Here is a 17,874-nt window from a genome sequence, read left to right as displayed (position 1 = left end):
GTCGCCCCGGCCCCTCCTCCCCTTCCCCCAAGGTCTTCCCGACTCTCGATGGGAGCGCTTCCATGCCCGACTCCTCCTCCACGGTGTCCCCCGTGGCCTCCGAGGTCACCTTCCCTCCGGCCTTCCTCTGGGGGGCGGCGACCTCCGCGTACCAGATCGAGGGGGCGGTCCGCGAGGGCGGCCGTACGCCCTCGATCTGGGACACCTTCAGCCATACACCCGGCAAGACGGCGGGCGGCGAGACCGGCGACGTGGCCGTCGACCACTACCACCGCTACCGCGACGACGTGGCCCTCATGGCGGACCTGGGGCTCGGCGCGTACCGCTTCTCCGTCTCCTGGTCACGCGTGCAGCCCACCGGGCGGGGACCCGCGGTGCAGATCGGCCTGGACTTCTACCGGCGGCTGGTGGACGAGCTGCTGGAGCGCGGCATCAAGCCCGCCGTGACCCTCTACCACTGGGACCTCCCGCAGGAGCTGGAGGACGCGGGCGGCTGGCCGGAGCGCGACACCGCGCACCGGTTCGCCGAGTACGCGCATCTCGTCGGCGAGGCGCTGGGCGACCGGGTGGAGAACTGGATCACCCTCAACGAGCCCTGGTGCAGCGCCTTCCTGGGCTACGGCTCCGGTGTGCACGCCCCCGGCCGCACCGACCCGGTGGCCTCGCTGCGGGCCGCCCACCATCTCAACCTGGCACACGGGCTGGGCGCGGCGGCGCTGCGGGCGGCGATGCCGGCCCGCAACCAGGTCGCGGTCAGCCTCAACTCCTCGGTGGTGCGCCCGGTTTCGCAGAGCCCCGCCGATCTGGCGGCGGCCCGGCGCATCGACGACCTGGCCAACGGCGTCTTCCACGGCCCGATGCTGCACGGCGCCTACCCCGAGTCCCTGCTGACGGCGACGGCCCCGCTGACCGACTGGTCGTTCGTCCTGGACGGCGACCTCGCCACCGCGAACGCCCCGCTGGACGCGCTCGGCCTCAACTACTACACCCCGGCGCTGGTCTCGGCGGTGGACGACAAGGTGAGCGGCCCCCGCGCGGACGGGCACGGCGCGAGCGAGCACTCCCCCTGGCCCGGCGCCGACGACGTCCTGTTCCACCAGAGCCCCGGCGAGCGCACCGAGATGGGCTGGACGGTCGACCCGACCGGCCTCTACGACCTGCTGATGCGCTACACCCGCGAGGCACCCGGACTGCCGCTGTACGTGACGGAGAACGGCGCCGCCTACGACGACGCGCCGGATGCGAGCGGCCGGGTGCACGACCCCGACCGCGTCGCCTATCTCCACTCCCACCTGTCGGCGGTCCGGCACGCCCTGCGCGACGGCGCCGATGTGCGCGGCTACTACTTGTGGTCCCTGATGGACAACTTCGAGTGGTCCTACGGCTACGAGAAGCGGTTCGGCGCGGTGTACGTGGACTACGCCACGCAGGAGCGGACCCCGAAGTCCAGCGCCCGCTGGTACGGCGAGGCGGCCCGTACCGGCACGCTGCCGTCGGTGGAGTCGGCGGGCTGAGACGGACCCACGGGTGAGGCCCGGCGGGTGTCGCCTCCGCCGGGCCTCGTCCTCGGTGCCGTCTAGTTGAAGGCGGCGAACGCCTTGGAGAAGGCGAACTTGTCCTGGGCGATCGAGCTGCAGGAGGCGTCGGCGGTGGGCTTGGTGCCGCCGTCGCAGCTCTTGTCACGGGTGCCGGACCACATGGACAGCGAGCCGATGCCCTTGGACTTGGCGAAGTCGACGAGCTGGCCGGCGTCGTCGACCTTGAAGATCTCCGTGGCCACGTCGTTGACGCCGATCATCGGGGTGACGCCGACCGTCTTCCAGGCGTCGTCCTCGGAGAGGGCGAGGACGCCCTTGATCTGGGCCTGGGTGGCGGTCGCGGCCTGGATCGCGTAGTCGCCCATGTCGCCGCTGTACGCCGGGCCGTAGTCCATCGCCATGATGTTGACGCCGTCGACGCGGACGCCGTTGGCCTTGGCGTCGGCCAGCAGGTTCACCCCGTCCTGGGTGAGGCCCTCGGGCATCACCGGGAGGGTGTAGGAGACGTTCAGGTCGGGGTGGCCGGCCTGGAGCTTGGCGATGGCCTGGGCGCGCTTGGTGTTGGCCGCGGTGTTGGGCAGCGCGCCGCCCTCGACGTCGAAGTCCACCTTGGTCAGCTTGAAGGCGTCGACGGCCTTGGCGTACGCGGCGGCCAGGGCGTCGGCGGAGGAGCAGGTGGTGGCGAGCTCGGAGCCGGAGGCGCCGCCGAAGGAGGCGCGGACGTCGCCGCCCTTGGCGCGCAGGGCACCGATCTGGGCGGCCACGCCGTCGGTGGTCAGGTCGCTCACGCCGCCCCACTTGGGGGTGCAGCCGCCGCCGTCGGTGACGAAGGCGAGGTTGAAGTTCTTCACGCCGGTGGCGTCGGCGGTGCCGAGGAGGTCGAAGGCCGGGTAGAGCGAGGTGTCGACGTAGGGGGCGAAGCCGGCCGCCGCCTTGGTGCCGTTGCCCGCGCTCTTGGTGGGGACCGGCGTCTCCGGCTTGCCGGGGGCGCTCTGGCTGGGCGCGGGGGTCTCGGGCTCGGTGGGGCGGCCGCTGGGCTCGGGGGTGGCGCCGGGGTCGACGGCACACTCGGCGCCGTCGACGCGACAGCCGGTGGGGTCGCCCGCGCCGTCGACGACGAAGCCGACGGTGACCGACTTGCCCGCGGCCAGCCCGTCGGTGTCCCACTTGGCGGCCTTCACGGTGACGTGCTGCCCGCTCACGCTGGACTCGGCGTTCCACAGCGAGCCGAGCTTGGAGCCGGCCGGGAGGTCGAACTCCAGGCTCCAGTCCTTCTTGGCCGCACCGGTGTCGTTGGTGACGACGTACTGGGCGCTGTACCCGGTCGACCACTCGCTGGTCTTGGTGTACGCGGCGCCGACACCGGCGGCGTGGGCGATCCCGGTCACCAGGACCGCGCCGCCACCGGCCACGGCGGCCGCGACCACGCCGCCTATCGCCTTGTTCCTGCCACTGATCCTGCGCCGGTGCGTGCTCATGGCGTGCCTGTCCTTCGCTGCGGGGGTGGGGGGTGGTGGCAGCACGCTACCGACGCGGAATGCGGCAATCGGCTTATCAGGGGCGGGGATCGAAAGGCTTAGGGTCCGCTTAAGGAAGGGATCGGGACGGGTTAAAGGTCGAGACCAATTCGGCGTGATTTCCGCGGGCCCCCGCTGCCCGCCCGCCCATCCGGTTCAGCGTGAGGGCGTGAGGCGGCGCCGCCTGCGGACGGTGCCCCGGTGGCCGCGTCCGGCGGGCTTGCGGGCGTCGAGCTGGAGCCAGATCCGCACCTCGGTGCCGCCCAGCACGGAGGAGCCGATGCGTACGTCACCGCCCGTGGACTCGGCCAGACGGCGCACGATGTCCAGTCCGAGCCCGGTCGAGCCCGCCGCACCGGAGCCCCGGCCGCGGGCCATCGCCGCGCGGGGGTCGGATATGCCGGGGCCCGCGTCGGAGACCAGCACGATGACCGCGTCCTCGGCGTGGTGGACGTCGACCGCGAAGGCGGTGCCCTCGGCGGTGTGCCGGAAGACATTGCCGAGCAGGGCGTCCAGGGCGGCGGCCAGGTCGGCGCGGGCCACCGGGACGCGCACCGGCCGCTCCGCTCCGGCCACCCGCCATTTGCGGCCCTCGTCCTCGGCGAGCGCGGACCAGAACTCCATCCGCCCGCGCACCACTTCGGCCACGTCACAGCCCGCACCGGGCCCGGCGGCCGCGGTCTGCGGCTTGGCCTCACGGGCGGTACGGATGATCGTGTCGACCTCGCCCTCCAGTTGGGCCACGGCGGCGCGGGTCTGGTCGGCGGCGGCCCCGGCGCCGAGCGAGGCGGCGTTCAGTCGGAGCACGGTGAGCGGGGTGCGCAGCCGGTGCGAGAGGTCGGCCGCCAGCTCACGTTCGTTGGCGAGGAGTTGGACGACCTGGTCGGCCATGGAGTTGAACGCGACGGCTGCGAGCCGGAGTTCGGTCGGCCCGTCCTCGGGGACGCGGGCGCCGAGCTTGCCCTCGCCCAGTTCGTGCGCGCCCTCCACCAGCCGCCGCGCGGGCCGGACCATGCGCACCCCGAGCCGGTCGGCGACCGCGACCGAACCGGCGATCAGCGCGAGCCCCACGGCGGCGAGCACCGCCCAGGCCGTGCCCACGCCGTTGCTCATCGCGGCCTCGGGCACCCACACCTCGACCACCGCGATGGCACCGGAGCCGAGCGCGACCGGCTGCAGCAGGGCGGAGCCGCCGGTGACCTCGGTGGTGGAGGCTCGGCCCATCCGGCGCACGGCCGCGATGTCCCGGTCGGCGGCCCGCCCCCGGCCGAGGTCGAGCGCGCCCCGGTCGCCGTCGGCGGGCAGGTGCACGGACATCCCGGAGTCGGCCCCGGCGGCGGCCACCACCCGCTCCAGCTCGTCCCGGTCGGTGGTGATGGACAGCGCGGGCGCGACGGCGGCGGCCTCGCGCTCGGCGCCCGCGAAGGCACGGTCTCGGGCCATCTCCTTCACGACCAGGCCGAGCGGGACGGCGAAGGCGACGACGACCATCGTGGTCACCGCCAGGCAGACCTTGACCAGCGCCCATCTCATCGCGGTTCCCCCGCACCCGGCGGCTCCAGCTTGACCCCGACCCCGCGCAGGGTGTGCAGATAGCGGGGGCGGGCTGCCGTCTCGCCCAGCTTCCGTCTGAGCCAGGAGAGATGGACGTCGATGGTCTGGTCGTCGCCGTAGGACTGCTGCCAGACCTCGGCGAGCAGTTCCTTGCGCGGGACGACCACGCCGGGGCGGCCGGCGAGGAAGGCGAGCAGGTCGAACTCGCGGCGGGTCAGATCCAGTCGGGCGCCGTCCAGCTCGGCCTGGCGGCGCAGCGGGTCGACGGTGAGGCCGCCGACCCGGATCACCGGCGAGGGCGGCGCCTCCGCGCCGGCGGAGCGGGAGCGGCGCAGCACGGCGGCGATGCGGGCGGACAGGTGCTCGACCGAGAAGGGCTTGGTCAGATAGTCGTCCGCCCCCGCGTTGAGCAGCCGGACGATCTCCGTCTCATCGTCCCGCGCGGTGGCGATGATGACGGGCACGTCGGTGATGCCGCGCAGCATCTTCAGCGCCTCGGAGCCGTCCAGATCGGGCAGTCCGAGGTCGAGGATGACCACGTCGAACCGGAGATGGGCGACCTCGCGCAGCGCCTCCAGCGCGGTGCCGACGCTGCGCACCACGTGGGCGGCGTCGGTCAGATGCCGGATCAACGCCGAGCGGACGAACTGATCGTCCTCGACCACGAGAACACTTGCCATGCGCCGCACCGTACGCCATGCCGACCTGCAAAGTGTTGGCCTGTGGACAACTCCCTGTGGACAACTGGGCTGTGCTGCGCGGCGGGTGGCGGCTGAGGCAGTATGGCCCCGATGCGCAGAGGACTCGTACACGTACTGGCGTGGCTGCTGGCCACCGCGGCGGCGACCACGCTGTCCTGGTGGGGCGTGCACACGGTGATGGCGGGCACGGCCTACGACCCCCCGCGCGCCGTGCCGATCAGCGCGGCCGAGGCGGCGGCGCACGCCACCGCCCGGCCCCCGGCACCCCCTGCCCCGACCCCCACACCCACCCCCACACCCCGCCGCACCTCGGCACCCCCGTCCCCCACCCCGACCCGCACCGCCCCTACGCCCACTGTGAACCCCACGCCCCCGGCGCCCACCACGCCCTCCGGCGACGTCAAGGCGTACGACACGGGCGGTGGCCGGGCGGTGTTCGACCTGGGGCCCGTGAGCGCGACCCTGGTCTCCGCGACGCCGGGGACCGGCTGGTCCATGCAGGTCTTCAAGACGGAGACCTGGATCAGGGTCGAGTTCAGCCGCAGCACGGACCGGGTGACGGTCTTCTGCGACTGGCACGACGGGCCGCCACACGTGGACGTGCAGACGTACTAGGCGGGTTCAGCGGAAGACCGAGGGCGGCGGAGCGGGGGACGCCACCGCGGAGGTGTCCGTCACCGGGGCCGCGCCGCCCGTGAAGTCCACGAGTCTGGAGCCGTGTTCGACGCGGGCCGGGTGCGGGTCGGAGGCGGCCTTGCGGGTCAGCTCGGCCAGCGGCAGCGGGGCGTCGGAGGCGACGAGGATGGCGTTGCCGAAGCGCTTGCCGCGCAGGACCGCCGGGTCGGCGATCAGGGCCAGTTCCGCGAAGCGGGCGGCCGCCGTGGCGATCTGGCCGCGCAGGTGGGCGAGCGGCGGCCCGTCGGCGAGGTTGGCGGTGTAGACGCCGCCGGGGCGCAGTGCGCGGCGGACCTCGTCGAGGAACTCGGCGGACGTCAGGTGGGCCGGGGTGCGGGCGCCGCTGAAGACGTCGGCGACGATCAGGTCGGCCCACCCGTCCGGCACCTTGGCGAGCCCCTCGCGGGCGTCGGCCGAGCGCACCCGTATCCGGGCGCCGGGGTCCAAGGGGAGTTCCCGTCGGACGAGTTGGACGAGGGCCGAGTCGCGCTCCACCACCTGCTGGGTCGAGCGGGGCCGGGTCGCGGCGGTGTAGCGGGCCAGGGTGAGCGCGCCGCCGCCGAGGTGCACGGCCTGGACCGGCTTGCCCTGCGGTGCGACCAGGTCGATGACATGGCCGATGCGGCGCTGGTACTCGAAGGACAGGTGCGCCGGGTCGTCGAGGTCGACGTGCGACTGGGGTGCGCCGTCGATCAGCAGCGACCAGGCCCGCGCGCGGTCCGGGTCGGGTATGAGTTGCGCGAGGCCGCCGTCGACCGCCTCCACCACGGCTTCGGCCGCCGCCCTGCGCCGGTTGTCCCTGGACCTGCCCATCGGCCCATTCTCGCAGGTGGCACGGGGGCCCGCCGAACGGCGCCGCTCAGCGGCAACTGTCGGCGGCCTCGATCAGCCGGGCCGCCTCACCGAGCGCCCTGCGCAGCACCGCCGGGTCGGTGGCGAGGTCGGCCTCGCCGGGCGGCAGCAGCCAGTCCGAGCCCTGCACCGGCGGCTCCGGGGCCAGCCGCAGACCGCGCCCCGAGGTCCGGACGCAGGTGCTGCCGGGCATGTCCCAGTGGCCGGCCGTACCGGGCGGGACGAGGAAGCCGAGGGTGTCGCGGCCGTCGTCGTGCAGCACCGGGCCCACGCCCTCCGCCGCCTCGCGGCGCAGGATGTCGACGGCCTCCAGACCCTGGCGGGTCGGCACCGTGACGAGGTCGCACGCCGCGTCGCCGGGCGGCCGCGACCACGACGGCACCAGACGAGGATCGTTGTTCGGGCGGGTCTCCATGCCGGCCTCCAGCACGCTGCCTGTTGCGGTCCGTGAGGTACAACGCGTGACGGCGTCAAGGGCTACTGCGCAAGTGCGCCGCAAAGGATGGCAGTTCATGGCAGATCGTGGATGAGATATCCGTTTTGTAGCCAAACACTGCGTGTCGGGTCGGACACAGCCTGTACGTTCTTGCCCCGCCGGACCCACGGTGTCACACGGGCGACCATGCCCGTGCGAGGCCCTGTCCGGCCTGGTTCGACGGTTCGCACGAGAGGACCGGCCATGGCGTCGTCAACCGATACCTCGGCGCAGCCCGACCGGCCGCTCCGCCCCAACACCGTCTTCAGGCAGTTGCGCGGTCGCCGTTCCCCGGCCGAGTTCGCCGCCCTGGTGCGGCGCGCGGCACGGGAGATCGGTGAGCGGGTGAGCTGTGACGCGCGCTATGTCGGGAGAGTCGAGGCGGGTGAGATCCGCTGTCCCAACTACGCGTACGAGCGGGTGTTCCTGCACATGTTCCCCGGCCGCACGCTCACCGACCTCGGCTTCGCGCCGCGCTCGACCGTGCGCGGCCGCGGCGCGCGTCCGGCCGCCGCCGCGGTGGCGGCGTCCGCGCACGAGCAACCCTGCGACCGCGACGCCCCGTACGGCGCACACCGGCCGTACCCGAACGACCCACTGAACCACGAGGAGAGCGACGTGCTGCGTCGCGCATTCATGACCGGTACGGGTGCCACGGTGGCGGCCGCCGCCACGCTGGGCCCGCTGGGCATCGCCACGGACGCCTCGGCGGCCTCGCGGCGGGCCGGCACGTCGGAGGCGGCCGCCGTCGAGGAGGCCGTGCGGCGCATCCGGCTGCTGGACGACCAGCACGGCGCGGACGGTCTGTACCGGCGCGCGGCGGAACCGCTGCGCGCCGCGTACGCCCTGCTGGACGCGGGCGCGACCCGGCAGACCACCGCCGAGCGGCTGCACTCCGGCGCCGGTGAACTGGCCATCTCCGTCGGCTGGCTGGCCCATGACTCGGGCCGCTTCGACGACGCCCGCTCGCACTACGCGGAGGCGCTGGCCACCTCCCGGATGACCGGGGACGCGGCCCTGGAGGCGCACGCCTTCTGCAACACCGCCTTCCTCGCGCGGGACGCCGGACGCCCCCGCGAGGCGGTCCGCGCGGCACAGGCCGCGCAGCGGGCCGCCCGCCCGCTGGGCTCGCCCCGGCTGATGTCGCTGCTCGCGCTGCGCGAGGCGGGCGGCTGGGCGGGGCTCGCCGACCGCACCGGCTGCGAGCAGGCGCTCGTACGGGCGCAGGCGCTGTTCGGGCGCGGTATGTCCGACGCCGACCCGGAGTGGATGAGCTTCTACGGCGAGGCCGAGCTGGCGGGGCTGGAGGCGCAGTGCTGGTCGACGCTGGGCGACTGGCGCCGCGCGTCCCGGCACGCCCGGCGCGCGACCCGGCTCCAGGACCCGCACTTCTCCCGCAACATCGCTCTGTACACCGCCGAACTCGCCGACGACCTGGCCCGCGACGGTCACCCCGACGAGGCGGCGACGGCGGGGCTGCGCGTCCTGGACCTGCTGGCCCAGGTCCAGTCCTCGCGCATCCAGTCGATGCTGGCGGGCACCGCCCGCGTCCTCCTCCCCCACCGCCGTGCCTCGGGGGTCGCGGAGTTCCTGGACCGCCACGCCTCGCTGCCGCGGCCCCGGCGGGGGTAGTACCCGGCGCGGAGCGCCGCTCAGCCCGCCAGGTGCCCGGTGTCGTTCCAGTGCTCGATCGCCGGCTCGCCGTAGGCCCAGCCGAGGGTGGACAGGGAGGTGGGGTTGAGGCGGAGGCGGGCGGCGAAGTCGAGGGGGAGGCCCAGCCAGCGGGCGCCGATGGAGCGCAGGATGTGGCCGTGGGCGAAGATCAGGACGTCGCGGTCGGCGGAGCGGGCCCACCGCACGACCTCGTCCGCGCGGGCGGTGACCTCGGCGAGGGTCTCGCCCTCGGGGACGCCGTCGCGCCAGATCAGCCAGTCGGGCCGCTGGGCCCGGATCTCGGCCGGGGTCATGCCCTCGTAGGCGCCGTAGTCCCATTCCATCAGGGTGTCCCAGGTCCCGGCCCGGTCGCCGAACCCGGCCAGCTCGCAGGTCTCGTGCGCGCGGACCAGCGGGCTGGTGCGCACCTCGACGTCCGCCAGGCCGTCCAGCGGAGCCTGCCGCAGCCGTTCGCCGAGCAGCTTGGCCCCGCGCCGGCCCTCCTCCAGGAGCGGCACATCGGTCCTGCCCGTGTGCTTGCCGGACAGCGACCATGCCGTCTGTCCGTGCCGGGCCAGCAGGATGCGCGGTGCCATGGGAGACCTTTCCGGAAGAGGGACGCCGAGTGGACGCCGGGGAAACCCGATATGAGGTCCCTCCATCATCGCGCACCACGCGCGCGGGCAACCCGGCGGGCGATCCTGGCGTCTTCGAGAGCCGGAACGCCCGCGCGGACGGGCAGGCCGACACCGTAAAGTGTCACGGCGCCCGCGGGGGGTGCGTGGCCGCGCGAAGGGGGAGGGCGATCGGATGCCGCTTACCGAGGCACCGGGCACCGTGGCGAGCCCACGGACCCGGCCGCGCTGGTGGACCGAGCTGCCCCTGATCCTGCTGGTCTACGGCTGCTACACCGCCGGCCGACTCCTGGCGCGCGGGGACGTCTCCACCGCCGTCGACCACGGTCTGGCCATCCTCCGCGTCGAGAAGGCGCTGTACCTGAACGCCGAGCACCCGCTGAACCGCCTGTTCACCGCGGAGCCCTGGATAGGTGTGCCGGCCGACTTCTGGTACGCCTCGCTGCACTACCTGGTCACGCCGGCGATCCTCGTCTGGCTGTTCCGGGCCCGCGCGGAGCACTACCGGGCGGCGCGCACCTGGCTGCTGACGTCGACGTTCATAGGACTGATCGGCTTCACCCTGCTGCCCACCTGCCCGCCCCGGCTGCTCTCCCCCGCCCACGGCTTCGTGGACACCATGGCGCACTACAGCGCGTACGGCTGGTGGGGCGGCGAGGCCAGCGCCCCGCGCGGCATGGGCGGCATGACCAACCAGTACGCGGCGATGCCGAGCCTGCACGTCGGCTGGGCCCTGTTCTGCGGGGTGATGCTGTGGCGCTGCGGCCGTACCCGCTGGGCGAAGGCGGCCGCGATCGGCTATCCGCTGCTGACCGCGATCGTGGTCATGGGCACCGCCAACCACTACTTCCTGGACGCGGTCGCGGGCGTGGCCGTGATGGGCGTCGGCCTGCTCCTGACCCCGTACGTCACGCGCGGCGCGACCGCTCTGCGGCTGCGGCTCGTCGCCTTGGCCGCCCCGTTCAGGACGGCCCAGAACAGCGGTCCCTCCCCGATTGTCAGTGACGGATGCCAGACTTCCGCGGGTGAGCGAATTCCACGGCAGCGCGAGTCGCGGCTCGACCCCGCGGCCGGAACCGACGCCTCCCCCAGCGAAGCGGGGGACGGCGCTGCGGCACCGGCTCGCTGAGCTGCGCGGTCCCGACGTACCGGCCAAGGCGCTGGACGCGCGCGCCCTCGCGGCGCTCGCGGCCAACCCGGGCTGCCGCAGACGCGCGATCCTGGACGGCGCCGGGGTGGACAAGGCCGCGCTCGCGGGCGCGCTGGGCGCCCCGTCGGACTACGGACAGTCCCAGTTCGCGCTGATCAGGGGCAACACCTTCGAGGCGCGGGTCAAGGCGGACGGCGGCGCCGAGCTGCTGCGGCTCACCCACACCCTGCTGGACCCGGCCGCCGAGCCGCCCGCCGGCGCGTCCGTGCCGGACCTGAGCGCGCCGGGCCCCGAGGGCCGCACCGCGCGTACGGCGCTGGCGTTGCGCGAGGCGGTCGCGGCGGGCGGCTGGACGCTGCTGGACCACCCGATGCTGGCCCTGGACGTGGCGGGCTCGCCCGCCTTCCTGGAGCCGGACGCGGTGGTGGTGCACCCCGACGGCGGCTGGACGGTCGTGGAGATCAAGTCGTTCCCGATGCTGGACGGCTCGGCCGACCCGGCGAAGGTGGGCGCGGCCGCCCGCCAGGCGGCGGTGTACGTGCTGGCGCTGGAGGCGGTCGCGGCCCGGCTGACCCCGCCGCCCGCCGTACGGCACGAGGTGCTGCTGGTGTGCCCGAAGGACTTCTCCAACCTGGCCACCGCGCGCGCGGTCGACGTACGGGCGCAGCGGGCGGTCACCGCGCGGCAGCTCACCCGGCTGACCCGTGTCGAGACCATCGCCCAGGAGCTGCCCGAGGGCACCTGCTTCGCGCCGGACCGCCCGGCCGGTGAGCTGACGGCCGCCGTCGACGCGGTCCCGGCCGCCTACGCGCCCGAGTGCCTGTCCTCGTGCGAGCTGGCCTTCCACTGCCGGGAGCGGTCCCGCGCGGCCGACACGGTGACCCGGCTCGGCCGCCCGCTCCGCGCCGAGCTGGGCGGCCTCGAGACGGTCCAGGAGGTGCTGTCGGCGGCACGGGGCGAGAGCGGCGACGCCGACGACCCGGCGGTGGCCGCGCTGCGCCGGGCCGCCGCCCTGCGCGCCGAGGCGCTCGCGCACGCGGCGGAGCGGGAGGCCGTGCCGTGTCCCTGATCGCCACCCTGGCCCGCCTGGAGGCGGTCGCCACCGGCCGGGCCCAGCCCGCCGCCACCGTCCGGCACCGCCATCTGTCCGACCGTCCGCTGGTGTTCGTGCCGCTGACCACCGCCGGTGAGACGGGTGCCCCGCTCGGCGCGCTGGTCGGCACCGACCGGGACGCCCCGCGCCTGCTGGTCGTGCCGCAGCCCCGCGACCGCGACCTGCGCTTCGCGTTCCTCGCCGAGCTGGCCGACATCGTGCTGCCGCACCTGGACTCCTGCGCCGAGGAGGTGGAGGCGGCCGAGCGCTCCGACACCGACCCGGAGACCGGCAAGCGGGTCAAGGTCGAGGTCGATCTGTGCGTGGACGCGCCCCAGTTGATCGTGCCGAGCCGCGCGGGCCTGGACCTCGTGCGGCTGCTGGGCCGCTCGATGCGGTTCCGGCGCACGGCCGAGCAGGACCCGGAGACGCCCCATCCGGCGCCGCCGCGCGTGCCGTTGCTGGGCCGCTGGCTGACGCACTACGGCGAGCGCTCCCGGGTGCCCGGATCGTCGCTGCTGCTGGCGCTGACCGACGTGCTGTACCGGCACTGGGCGACCGGCCAGTCCATGGTGGAGGACCAGCATCTGGGCGCCCTGCTGGCCTGGATCGACCCGCCCGAGGGCGAGTCCGGCGCCGAGGCGGCCGGGCGGGCCGAGCGGGAGCGGGACGCGGCGGGCCAGTTGCTGTGTCCGCCGGCCGGCCCGGCCACCGACCCGGCGTTCGACAACAAGCTGCTGGCCCCGGCGATCGAGCGGTACGACCGGGCGCGCACCGCCCTGGCCGCCGCCGAGGACGCCCTCGGCGCCGAGGACCTGCTGACCGCCGTCACGGCCGCCGAGCGGGAGATCCGCGAGCTGGTCCTCAGCCGCACCCGGCCCACCTGGGACGCGGTGTGGCGGGGGCTCGACCTGCTGCGGGGGCTCCCGGAGGGCGGGCACGTCGAGGAGCGGTGGACCAGGGACCGCTGGTCGTTCACCGCGCACCGGGACCGGATCGCGGCGGGGGAACCCCCGCAGCCGCGCCGGGACGACGCGGTGACGGCGGCGAACAAGCTGGCCACGCGGGAGCGCGAGCAGGCCCGGCTGGAGGCGCAGGAGGCGCTCGACGACCCGCTGGTGATGGCGGCCCGGCGGCTGGCCGGGGAGGCGTTCGCGGGCGAGGTGACCGAGTCGGTCATGGCGTACAGCGAGGGCAGGCGGCCGAGCCCGCGCCCGCTGGTGACCGTGCGCACCGAGGACCGCCCGCATCTGGCGGAGCGCGCCAGGGCGTACCGCTCGCTGAACGGCAAGCCGCAGTCGGCGGAGTTCGTGGGGTACGAGGGCGCCCCGGAGGACGGGGTGATCGTGCTGCGGATCATGGACAAGATGGGCCGGGGCAAGGAGCCGGAGGCCGGTTCCGTGCCCGGGAAGGGCGACGCGGTGTGCTTCACCCTCTTCGAGCACGAGCAGCGCGGCGGCGCCAGGCTGCCCGACCCCGAGCAGACCCCGTGGACGCACGGCGGCCCGCCGGGTGAGGCCGTGCGGGAGGCCCCGGACGCGATGACCGAGGAGGACGTGCTGTGACGACCGTGGACCACGACCCCGCGGCCGCCGCCACGCGCGCCACGGACGCGATCCTCGCCGACACCCTGCACGGCACCGAGCGCGGTGTGGTGGTGGACTCCCCGCCCGGCGCGGGCAAGTCCACGCTGGTGGTCCGGGCGGCGCTGGAACTGGCCGACGCGGGCCGCCCGCTGATGGTGGTGGCGCAGACCAACGCCCAGGTGGACGACCTGGTGCTGCGGCTCGCGGAGAAGAACCCCGAGCTGCCGGTGGGCCGCCTGCACAGCAGCGACACCGACGCCTACGACAAGGCGCTGGACGCGCTGCCGAACGTCCGCACCTCGGCCAAGGCGGGCGATCTCGGCGGGCTGCCCGTGGTGCTGTCCACCGCCGCGAAGTGGGCGCACGTCAAGGTGGACGAGCCGTGGCCGCACGCCATCGTGGACGAGGCGTACCAGATGCGCTCGGACTCGCTGCTGGCCGTGGCCGGGCTGTTCGAGCGGGCGCTGTTCGTGGGCGATCCGGGCCAGTTGGACCCGTTCTCCACGGTGGGCGGCGACCAGTGGGCGGGCCTGTCCTACGACCCGTCCGCCTCGGCGGTGTCGACGCTGCTCGCGCACAACCCTCGGCTGCCGCAGCACCGGCTGCCGGTGTCCTGGCGGCTGCCCGCGTCGGCGGCGCCGCTGGTGTCGGCGGCGTTCTACCCGTACACGCCCTTCCGCAGCGGCACCGGGCACGGACAGCGGCGGCTCACCTTCGCGGTGCGCTCGGACGGTTCGGCGCCGGACCGGGTGATCGACGAGGCGGCGGAGTCCGGCTGGGGGCTGCTGGAGCTGCCGGCCCGGCACACCCCGCGCACCGACCCGGAGGCGGTGCGGGCGGTGGCCGCGGTGGTGCGGCGGCTGCTGGACCGAGGGGGCGCTGCCTTCTCCGAGCGCGCCGAGGCACCGAGCCCGCTGACCGCCGACCGGGTCGCCGTGGGCACCGCCCACCGGGACCAGGCGGCGGCGGTCCGCGCGGCGCTGGCGGACCTGGGCGTGGTGGGCGTCACCGTGGACACGGCCAACCGGCTCCAGGGCCGGGAGTACGACGTGACGGTGGTCCTGCACCCGCTCTCCGGCCGCCCCGACGCCACCGCCTTCCACCTGGAGACGGGCCGCCTGTGCGTGCTGGCCTCGCGCCACCGGCACGCGTGCATCGTGGTGTGCCGCGCCGGGGTGAGCGACCTGCTGGACGAGTACCCGTCCACGGAACCGGTCCAGCTCGGCACCCTGGTGAAGTTCCCGGACGGCTGGGAGGCCAACCACGCGGTCCTGGCACACCTGGCCGAACACCGGGTGAGCCACCGGCCCTGACCCCGGCACCGGGCGGCGCCCCAGGAACGGTCCCCGCAGCGCCGCCCGAGCCGCCGGACGGAGTCCGGCACGCCGCCGGAGGCGGCCGAAGGACACAGTCCGGACGGCTGGGAGGCCAACCACGCGGTCCTGGCACACCTGGCCGAACACCGGGTGAGCCACCGGCCCTGACCGTGGGTGCATGCCTGGCCCTGGGGCCCTCTTGCGTCGGCGCGGGACAATGGACGGTGGTCCGGCCGCAGGCGGGGCCCAGTGCAAGCGAACGTACGAGGAGGAGATGAAGACATGGCGGAGCCCTCGCCGCGTCGGAACGAACCGCGGCTACGCCCCGCGCCCCTGCTCTTCGAGCCCGCGGAGGCGGCCGCCGATCCGGAGCACTTCTTCGACCTGGAGTCGATCGACGACCCGCGCGCGCTGCTGACGCGGGCCACCGAGCTGACCCAGGCGTTCCGGGCGGCGGCCGACCGGGCCATGGAGTTCCAGGCCGTGGCGGCGGCCCAGCTCGCCGACCCGCGCCGGTTCGACCGGCTGACGGCGGCGGACATCGCCGAGCGCGCGGAGTGGACCGAGGACTACGCCAAGAAGATGGTGGAGTTCGGCAGGGACCTCATGCGGGGCGCCGACCCCGAGGGTCGTAGGGCGGCCGATCCGCGCTAGGGCCTTTCTTCCGGATCAGGCCGGCTCGGGCCTACGGCGCCTTCTGGCCGACCCGAGTGGGGTCTGGTGCGTGCAGCTGCAAGGCGGAGGAGGGAGTCGACGCGGAGCGTCGGCGAGTGACGACAACGCCGCAGATGTGCGTGCCAGACCCCGCGACCGCGGCAAGATCCGGAAGACAGGCCCTGGGGCCGAGCGGAACGCCCGACGCACCTGGCATATGCCAGGCGGGCAAGATACCCCCTCCCGCCCCTTGGTGTCCCCAATTTCCGCAACCCAGGGAAACCATCCGCTCACCGGCGGTAGATCTGTGTGCATGACCAGTGCACCGGACGTCACCGCCGCCACCGCCGAGGGAGCCGCCTGGCTCGCCTCCGCCGGAACGTATCCGCGCAGCACGCTCGCCTTCTGGGAGGAGCGGCCCGGCGCTCCCGTCGTACTGCCTTGCGGCACGGTCTTCGACGTGGTGAGCGCGCCCGCGGTCTTCGGGCGCCGGATGCTGGACCGGCTGTGGGAGGAGGGGCCGGGCTGCGGCCCGGTCGCGGTGCACCGGGGCCGGACGCTGCTGTTCGCGGCACCCGGTACGGCCCAGCGGCTGCCCTCGCTGCTGGCCTGGGAGGAGTGGGGACCGCGTACCCACGCCGTCCCGCCGCTGCTGTGTCACGGCACCGGGGACGCGGTGACCGTCCCGGCGCTGGAGGGCGACGCCGCCGCGGCCCCCGCGGGCTCCCGGTGGCTGGTCGCCCCGGACACCCGGCACCCCTGGCTGCCCGGCCCCGAGGTGGTGCTCTGGGCGGCGGTGCGCGCGGCCCGCACGGCGGCCCGGATATCGATTTTTCCTCCCGCCGACCAGGGTGCTAAGGTCTACGACGTCAGCAGGCGCCGCTAGCTCAGTTGGTTAGAGCAGCTGACTCTTAATCAGCGGGTCCGGGGTTCGAGTCCCTGGCGGCGCACAGACAACGAAGGCCCTCGCGCGAGCGGGGGCCTTTCGCGTGCCCTCGTGCGCTCAAGCACCCTCCCCCGGCGTGATCCGGACCGTCCACGCCCCGGCCGCCGTGCGCTCCTCGACCTCCACCCGCACCCCGTCCCCCGGCACCGTGAAGCTCTCCCCGGGCGAGACGGGCGCGTCGGCCAGCGGCGGATAGACGGAGTTCTCCCAGCACGCCTCGCTGCGCGGATGCGCGTCCACCACCTCCACCGGCCCCTCCCCGGACTCGACGTCGGCGCGCACCCGGTAGACGAGGATGCCCTGCCTGCACGCCGTACGGTCGTTCCCGGCCGGGGCGCGCGCCTCGAAGGCGAGGGCGCTGTCCGGACCGGTGCGCACGACGGCGAGCTTGGTCCCGTTCCCGAGCCCGAAGGCCGGCACCCCGGTCGCGCCGCGCACCGGGACCCCGGGCCCGGCGGCGAGCGGCTCCAGCGTGAGCCGGGTCGGGCCCGTCCCCCGTACGCACGCCACCTGGCGGGGGTCCAGCCAGCCCAGCTTCCACTTGTGCCAGCCGAACAGGTCCGGAGCCTCTCCGAACTGGCTGCCCATCAGGTCCCAGTCGCCGACGTGGGTGTCCCAGTCGCCCTTGTTGTCGGTCGGGCGGTGGTAGAGGTCCGGGAGGTCGAAGACGTGCCCGGTCTCGTGGGCCAGCACCAGCCGGTCGGGCGGGTGCTGCTCGAAGACCGTGACGACCCGGCGTACGTCGGTGCCGTCCAGCCGGACGGGCGAGTCGAGGTTGACCACCTTGGTGGCGTCGGAGTCCACGCCGGGCGCGTCCGGGTCGGCCACCAGGTAGACCACGTCGTAGCGGGAGAAGTCCAGCGCCTTGTCGGCCACCGCGAACGCGTCCCGCAGGTAGGCGGAGCGGTCCGAGGCCGCCCAGTCCCGCCTTATGGCGTACGCGGTCGACGGGCGCGGCATCCGCAGCCAGCGGTCCAGCGGGTGCGGGCGCAGGGTGAAGCGGCCGTAGGAGGACTGCTCGAAGTAGCGGCTGGTGGCCGGGAAGTGGTCGGCGGTCAGCTCGGCGGGGGTGGTGCGCGGGGCGGCGTCCGGGAAGGACAGGAAGACCAGGGCCGCGTCGAGCCGGCCCTCGGGGCGGGGGTAGGCGGAGTTCCAGGTGTCCAGGCCCTCGGAGTGGTGGGCGTCGGTGCGGTGCAGCGCGCAGGGCTCGGGCGAGAAGGGTTCGGCCACCGAGGGGCCGGACAGGATCGAGGTCGCGGCGAGCGCCGACATCGTGGTGGCCACGGCGGCGGTGCTGCGCAGCTTGGGCACGTCAGGGACCTCCGGATGCGGTTCACGGGACACCGCCACCCAGACTGTGTGCTTATGTTGCGCTATGCCCTGTTTACCTGAACCGGAAGGGTGAGTACGCCCGTTTGCCCGCCCGGTGGTCACCCGGTGACCGACACCCCGAACCACTCACGGAACGTCACAAGTGGTCGTGGGCCTCAAGAACCCGTCCAGGTCCGGGCAGAAACGATCTGTCAGGA

The 17,874-nt window shown here is 74.4% G+C and carries 16 protein-coding genes and 1 tRNA gene; 10 read left to right on the top strand and 7 right to left on the bottom strand.

Annotated elements, in window-relative coordinates; all coding sequences use genetic code 11:
• Window positions 1-62: 62 nt before the first annotated feature.
• Window positions 63-1,514: a GH1 family beta-glucosidase gene (locus HEK131_RS04530; RefSeq protein ID WP_217461685.1), complete on the top strand. Its 1,452-nt coding sequence runs from the start codon at window positions 63-65 to the stop codon at window positions 1,512-1,514.
• A 62-nt stretch (window positions 1,515-1,576) separates the two neighbouring features.
• Here the strand turns inward: HEK131_RS04530 and HEK131_RS04525 are convergent, their stop codons facing one another.
• The 3 genes from HEK131_RS04525 to HEK131_RS04515 all read right to left on the bottom strand — a co-directional run bounded on the left by HEK131_RS04525 (window position 1,577) and on the right by HEK131_RS04515 (window position 5,289).
• Window positions 1,577-3,016 carry a cellulose binding domain-containing protein gene (locus HEK131_RS04525; RefSeq protein ID WP_244333749.1) on the bottom strand — a complete coding sequence of 480 codons (1,440 nt, stop codon included), beginning with the start codon at window positions 3,014-3,016 and terminating at the stop codon, window positions 1,577-1,579.
• 195 nt (window positions 3,017-3,211) lie between these two features.
• Window positions 3,212-4,588, bottom strand: coding sequence for a sensor histidine kinase (locus HEK131_RS04520; protein WP_217461687.1), 1,377 nt, complete (start codon window positions 4,586-4,588; stop codon window positions 3,212-3,214).
• Complete coding sequence (locus tag HEK131_RS04515; RefSeq protein WP_244333748.1) at window positions 4,585-5,289, bottom strand: response regulator transcription factor; 705 nt, start codon at window positions 5,287-5,289, stop codon at window positions 4,585-4,587. The genes HEK131_RS04520 and HEK131_RS04515 overlap by 4 nt, the downstream gene beginning before the upstream one ends.
• A gap of 111 nt (window positions 5,290-5,400) precedes the next feature.
• On the opposite strand from HEK131_RS04515, the gene HEK131_RS04510 reads away from it, so the two are divergent.
• Window positions 5,401-5,925: a hypothetical protein gene (locus HEK131_RS04510; protein ID WP_244333747.1), complete on the top strand. Its 525-nt coding sequence runs from the start codon at window positions 5,401-5,403 to the stop codon at window positions 5,923-5,925.
• A gap of 6 nt (window positions 5,926-5,931) precedes the next feature.
• On the opposite strand, the gene HEK131_RS04505 is transcribed toward HEK131_RS04510, so the two are convergent.
• On the bottom strand, window positions 5,932-6,798 hold the full coding sequence (locus HEK131_RS04505; protein ID WP_217463153.1) for a spermidine synthase: 867 nt from the start codon (window positions 6,796-6,798) through the stop codon (window positions 5,932-5,934).
• 46 nt (window positions 6,799-6,844) lie between these two features.
• A complete protein-coding gene (locus tag HEK131_RS04500; RefSeq protein ID WP_244333746.1) occupies window positions 6,845-7,252 on the bottom strand; it encodes a hypothetical protein in 408 nt (135 codons plus the stop codon).
• Between the two features lie 264 nt (window positions 7,253-7,516).
• Here HEK131_RS04500 and HEK131_RS04495 point away from each other — a divergent pair, with 264 nt between their 5' ends.
• Window positions 7,517-8,944 (top strand): hypothetical protein, encoded by a 1,428-nt coding sequence (locus HEK131_RS04495; RefSeq protein ID WP_244333745.1) that lies wholly within the window; start codon window positions 7,517-7,519, stop codon window positions 8,942-8,944.
• A gap of 20 nt (window positions 8,945-8,964) precedes the next feature.
• Here HEK131_RS04495 and HEK131_RS04490 read toward each other — a convergent pair whose 3' ends face one another.
• Window positions 8,965-9,561, bottom strand: coding sequence for a histidine phosphatase family protein (locus HEK131_RS04490; RefSeq protein ID WP_217463156.1), 597 nt, complete (start codon window positions 9,559-9,561; stop codon window positions 8,965-8,967).
• A gap of 214 nt (window positions 9,562-9,775) precedes the next feature.
• Between HEK131_RS04490 and HEK131_RS04485 the strand changes: the two genes are divergently transcribed.
• The 7 genes from HEK131_RS04485 to HEK131_RS04455 all read left to right on the top strand — a co-directional run bounded on the left by HEK131_RS04485 (window position 9,776) and on the right by HEK131_RS04455 (window position 16,349).
• Window positions 9,776-10,729, top strand: a complete 954-nt coding sequence (locus HEK131_RS04485; protein ID WP_244333744.1) for a phosphatase PAP2 family protein — start codon at window positions 9,776-9,778, stop codon at window positions 10,727-10,729.
• The gene (locus HEK131_RS04480) at window positions 10,626-11,819 is read left to right on the top strand and encodes a hypothetical protein (RefSeq protein WP_432215608.1); all 1,194 of its coding nucleotides are present in this window, start codon (window positions 10,626-10,628) and stop codon (window positions 11,817-11,819) included. Before HEK131_RS04485 ends, HEK131_RS04480 begins: the two co-directional genes overlap by 104 nt.
• Window positions 11,810-13,408, top strand: a complete 1,599-nt coding sequence (locus HEK131_RS04475) for a hypothetical protein (protein WP_244333743.1) — start codon at window positions 11,810-11,812, stop codon at window positions 13,406-13,408. The genes HEK131_RS04480 and HEK131_RS04475 overlap by 10 nt, the downstream gene beginning before the upstream one ends.
• The gene (locus HEK131_RS04470) at window positions 13,405-14,742 is read left to right on the top strand and encodes an AAA domain-containing protein (RefSeq protein ID WP_217463160.1); all 1,338 of its coding nucleotides are present in this window, start codon (window positions 13,405-13,407) and stop codon (window positions 14,740-14,742) included. The genes HEK131_RS04475 and HEK131_RS04470 overlap by 4 nt, the downstream gene beginning before the upstream one ends.
• 285 nt (window positions 14,743-15,027) lie before the next feature.
• Entirely contained in the window at window positions 15,028-15,399 is a 372-nt protein-coding gene (locus HEK131_RS04465) for a hypothetical protein (RefSeq protein WP_244333742.1), read from the top strand.
• A gap of 217 nt (window positions 15,400-15,616) precedes the next feature.
• Window positions 15,617-16,285, top strand: a complete 669-nt coding sequence (locus HEK131_RS04460) for a bifunctional DNA primase/polymerase (RefSeq protein ID WP_347881845.1) — start codon at window positions 15,617-15,619, stop codon at window positions 16,283-16,285.
• A tRNA-Lys gene (locus HEK131_RS04455) sits at window positions 16,276-16,349 on the top strand. Before HEK131_RS04460 ends, HEK131_RS04455 begins: the two co-directional genes overlap by 10 nt.
• A gap of 53 nt (window positions 16,350-16,402) precedes the next feature.
• Here HEK131_RS04455 and HEK131_RS04450 read toward each other — a convergent pair.
• Complete coding sequence (locus HEK131_RS04450; protein ID WP_217463227.1) at window positions 16,403-17,617, bottom strand: M6 family metalloprotease domain-containing protein; 1,215 nt, start codon at window positions 17,615-17,617, stop codon at window positions 16,403-16,405.
• Window positions 17,618-17,874 lie beyond the last annotated feature (257 nt).

It is taken from the genome of Streptomyces seoulensis (assembly GCF_022846655.1).
Lineage (GTDB): Bacteria > Actinomycetota > Actinomycetes > Streptomycetales > Streptomycetaceae > Streptomyces.
The sequence above is the reverse complement of the archived record's forward strand: the minus strand, read 5'-3'. Positions and strand labels throughout refer to the sequence as shown.

Excerpts from the sequence above, each read along its gene's own strand:
- HEK131_RS04530 (WP_217461685.1), top strand. The coding sequence starts at position 63 with ATGCCCGACTCCTCCTCCACGGTGTCCCCCGTGGCCTCCGAGGTCACC.
- HEK131_RS04525 (WP_244333749.1), bottom strand. The coding sequence starts at position 3,016 with ATGAGCACGCACCGGCGCAGGATCAGTGGCAGGAACAAGGCGATAGGC.
- HEK131_RS04520 (WP_217461687.1), bottom strand. The coding sequence starts at position 4,588 with ATGAGATGGGCGCTGGTCAAGGTCTGCCTGGCGGTGACCACGATGGTC.
- HEK131_RS04515 (WP_244333748.1), bottom strand. The coding sequence starts at position 5,289 with ATGGCAAGTGTTCTCGTGGTCGAGGACGATCAGTTCGTCCGCTCGGCG.
- HEK131_RS04510 (WP_244333747.1), top strand. The coding sequence starts at position 5,401 with ATGCGCAGAGGACTCGTACACGTACTGGCGTGGCTGCTGGCCACCGCG.
- HEK131_RS04505 (WP_217463153.1), bottom strand. The coding sequence starts at position 6,798 with ATGGGCAGGTCCAGGGACAACCGGCGCAGGGCGGCGGCCGAAGCCGTG.
- HEK131_RS04500 (WP_244333746.1), bottom strand. The coding sequence starts at position 7,252 with ATGGAGACCCGCCCGAACAACGATCCTCGTCTGGTGCCGTCGTGGTCG.
- HEK131_RS04495 (WP_244333745.1), top strand. The coding sequence starts at position 7,517 with ATGGCGTCGTCAACCGATACCTCGGCGCAGCCCGACCGGCCGCTCCGC.
- HEK131_RS04490 (WP_217463156.1), bottom strand. The coding sequence starts at position 9,561 with ATGGCACCGCGCATCCTGCTGGCCCGGCACGGACAGACGGCATGGTCG.
- HEK131_RS04485 (WP_244333744.1), top strand. The coding sequence starts at position 9,776 with ATGCCGCTTACCGAGGCACCGGGCACCGTGGCGAGCCCACGGACCCGG.
- HEK131_RS04465 (WP_244333742.1), top strand. The coding sequence starts at position 15,028 with ATGGCGGAGCCCTCGCCGCGTCGGAACGAACCGCGGCTACGCCCCGCG.
- HEK131_RS04460 (WP_347881845.1), top strand. The coding sequence starts at position 15,617 with ATGCCAGGCGGGCAAGATACCCCCTCCCGCCCCTTGGTGTCCCCAATT.
- HEK131_RS04450 (WP_217463227.1), bottom strand. The coding sequence starts at position 17,617 with ATGTCGGCGCTCGCCGCGACCTCGATCCTGTCCGGCCCCTCGGTGGCC.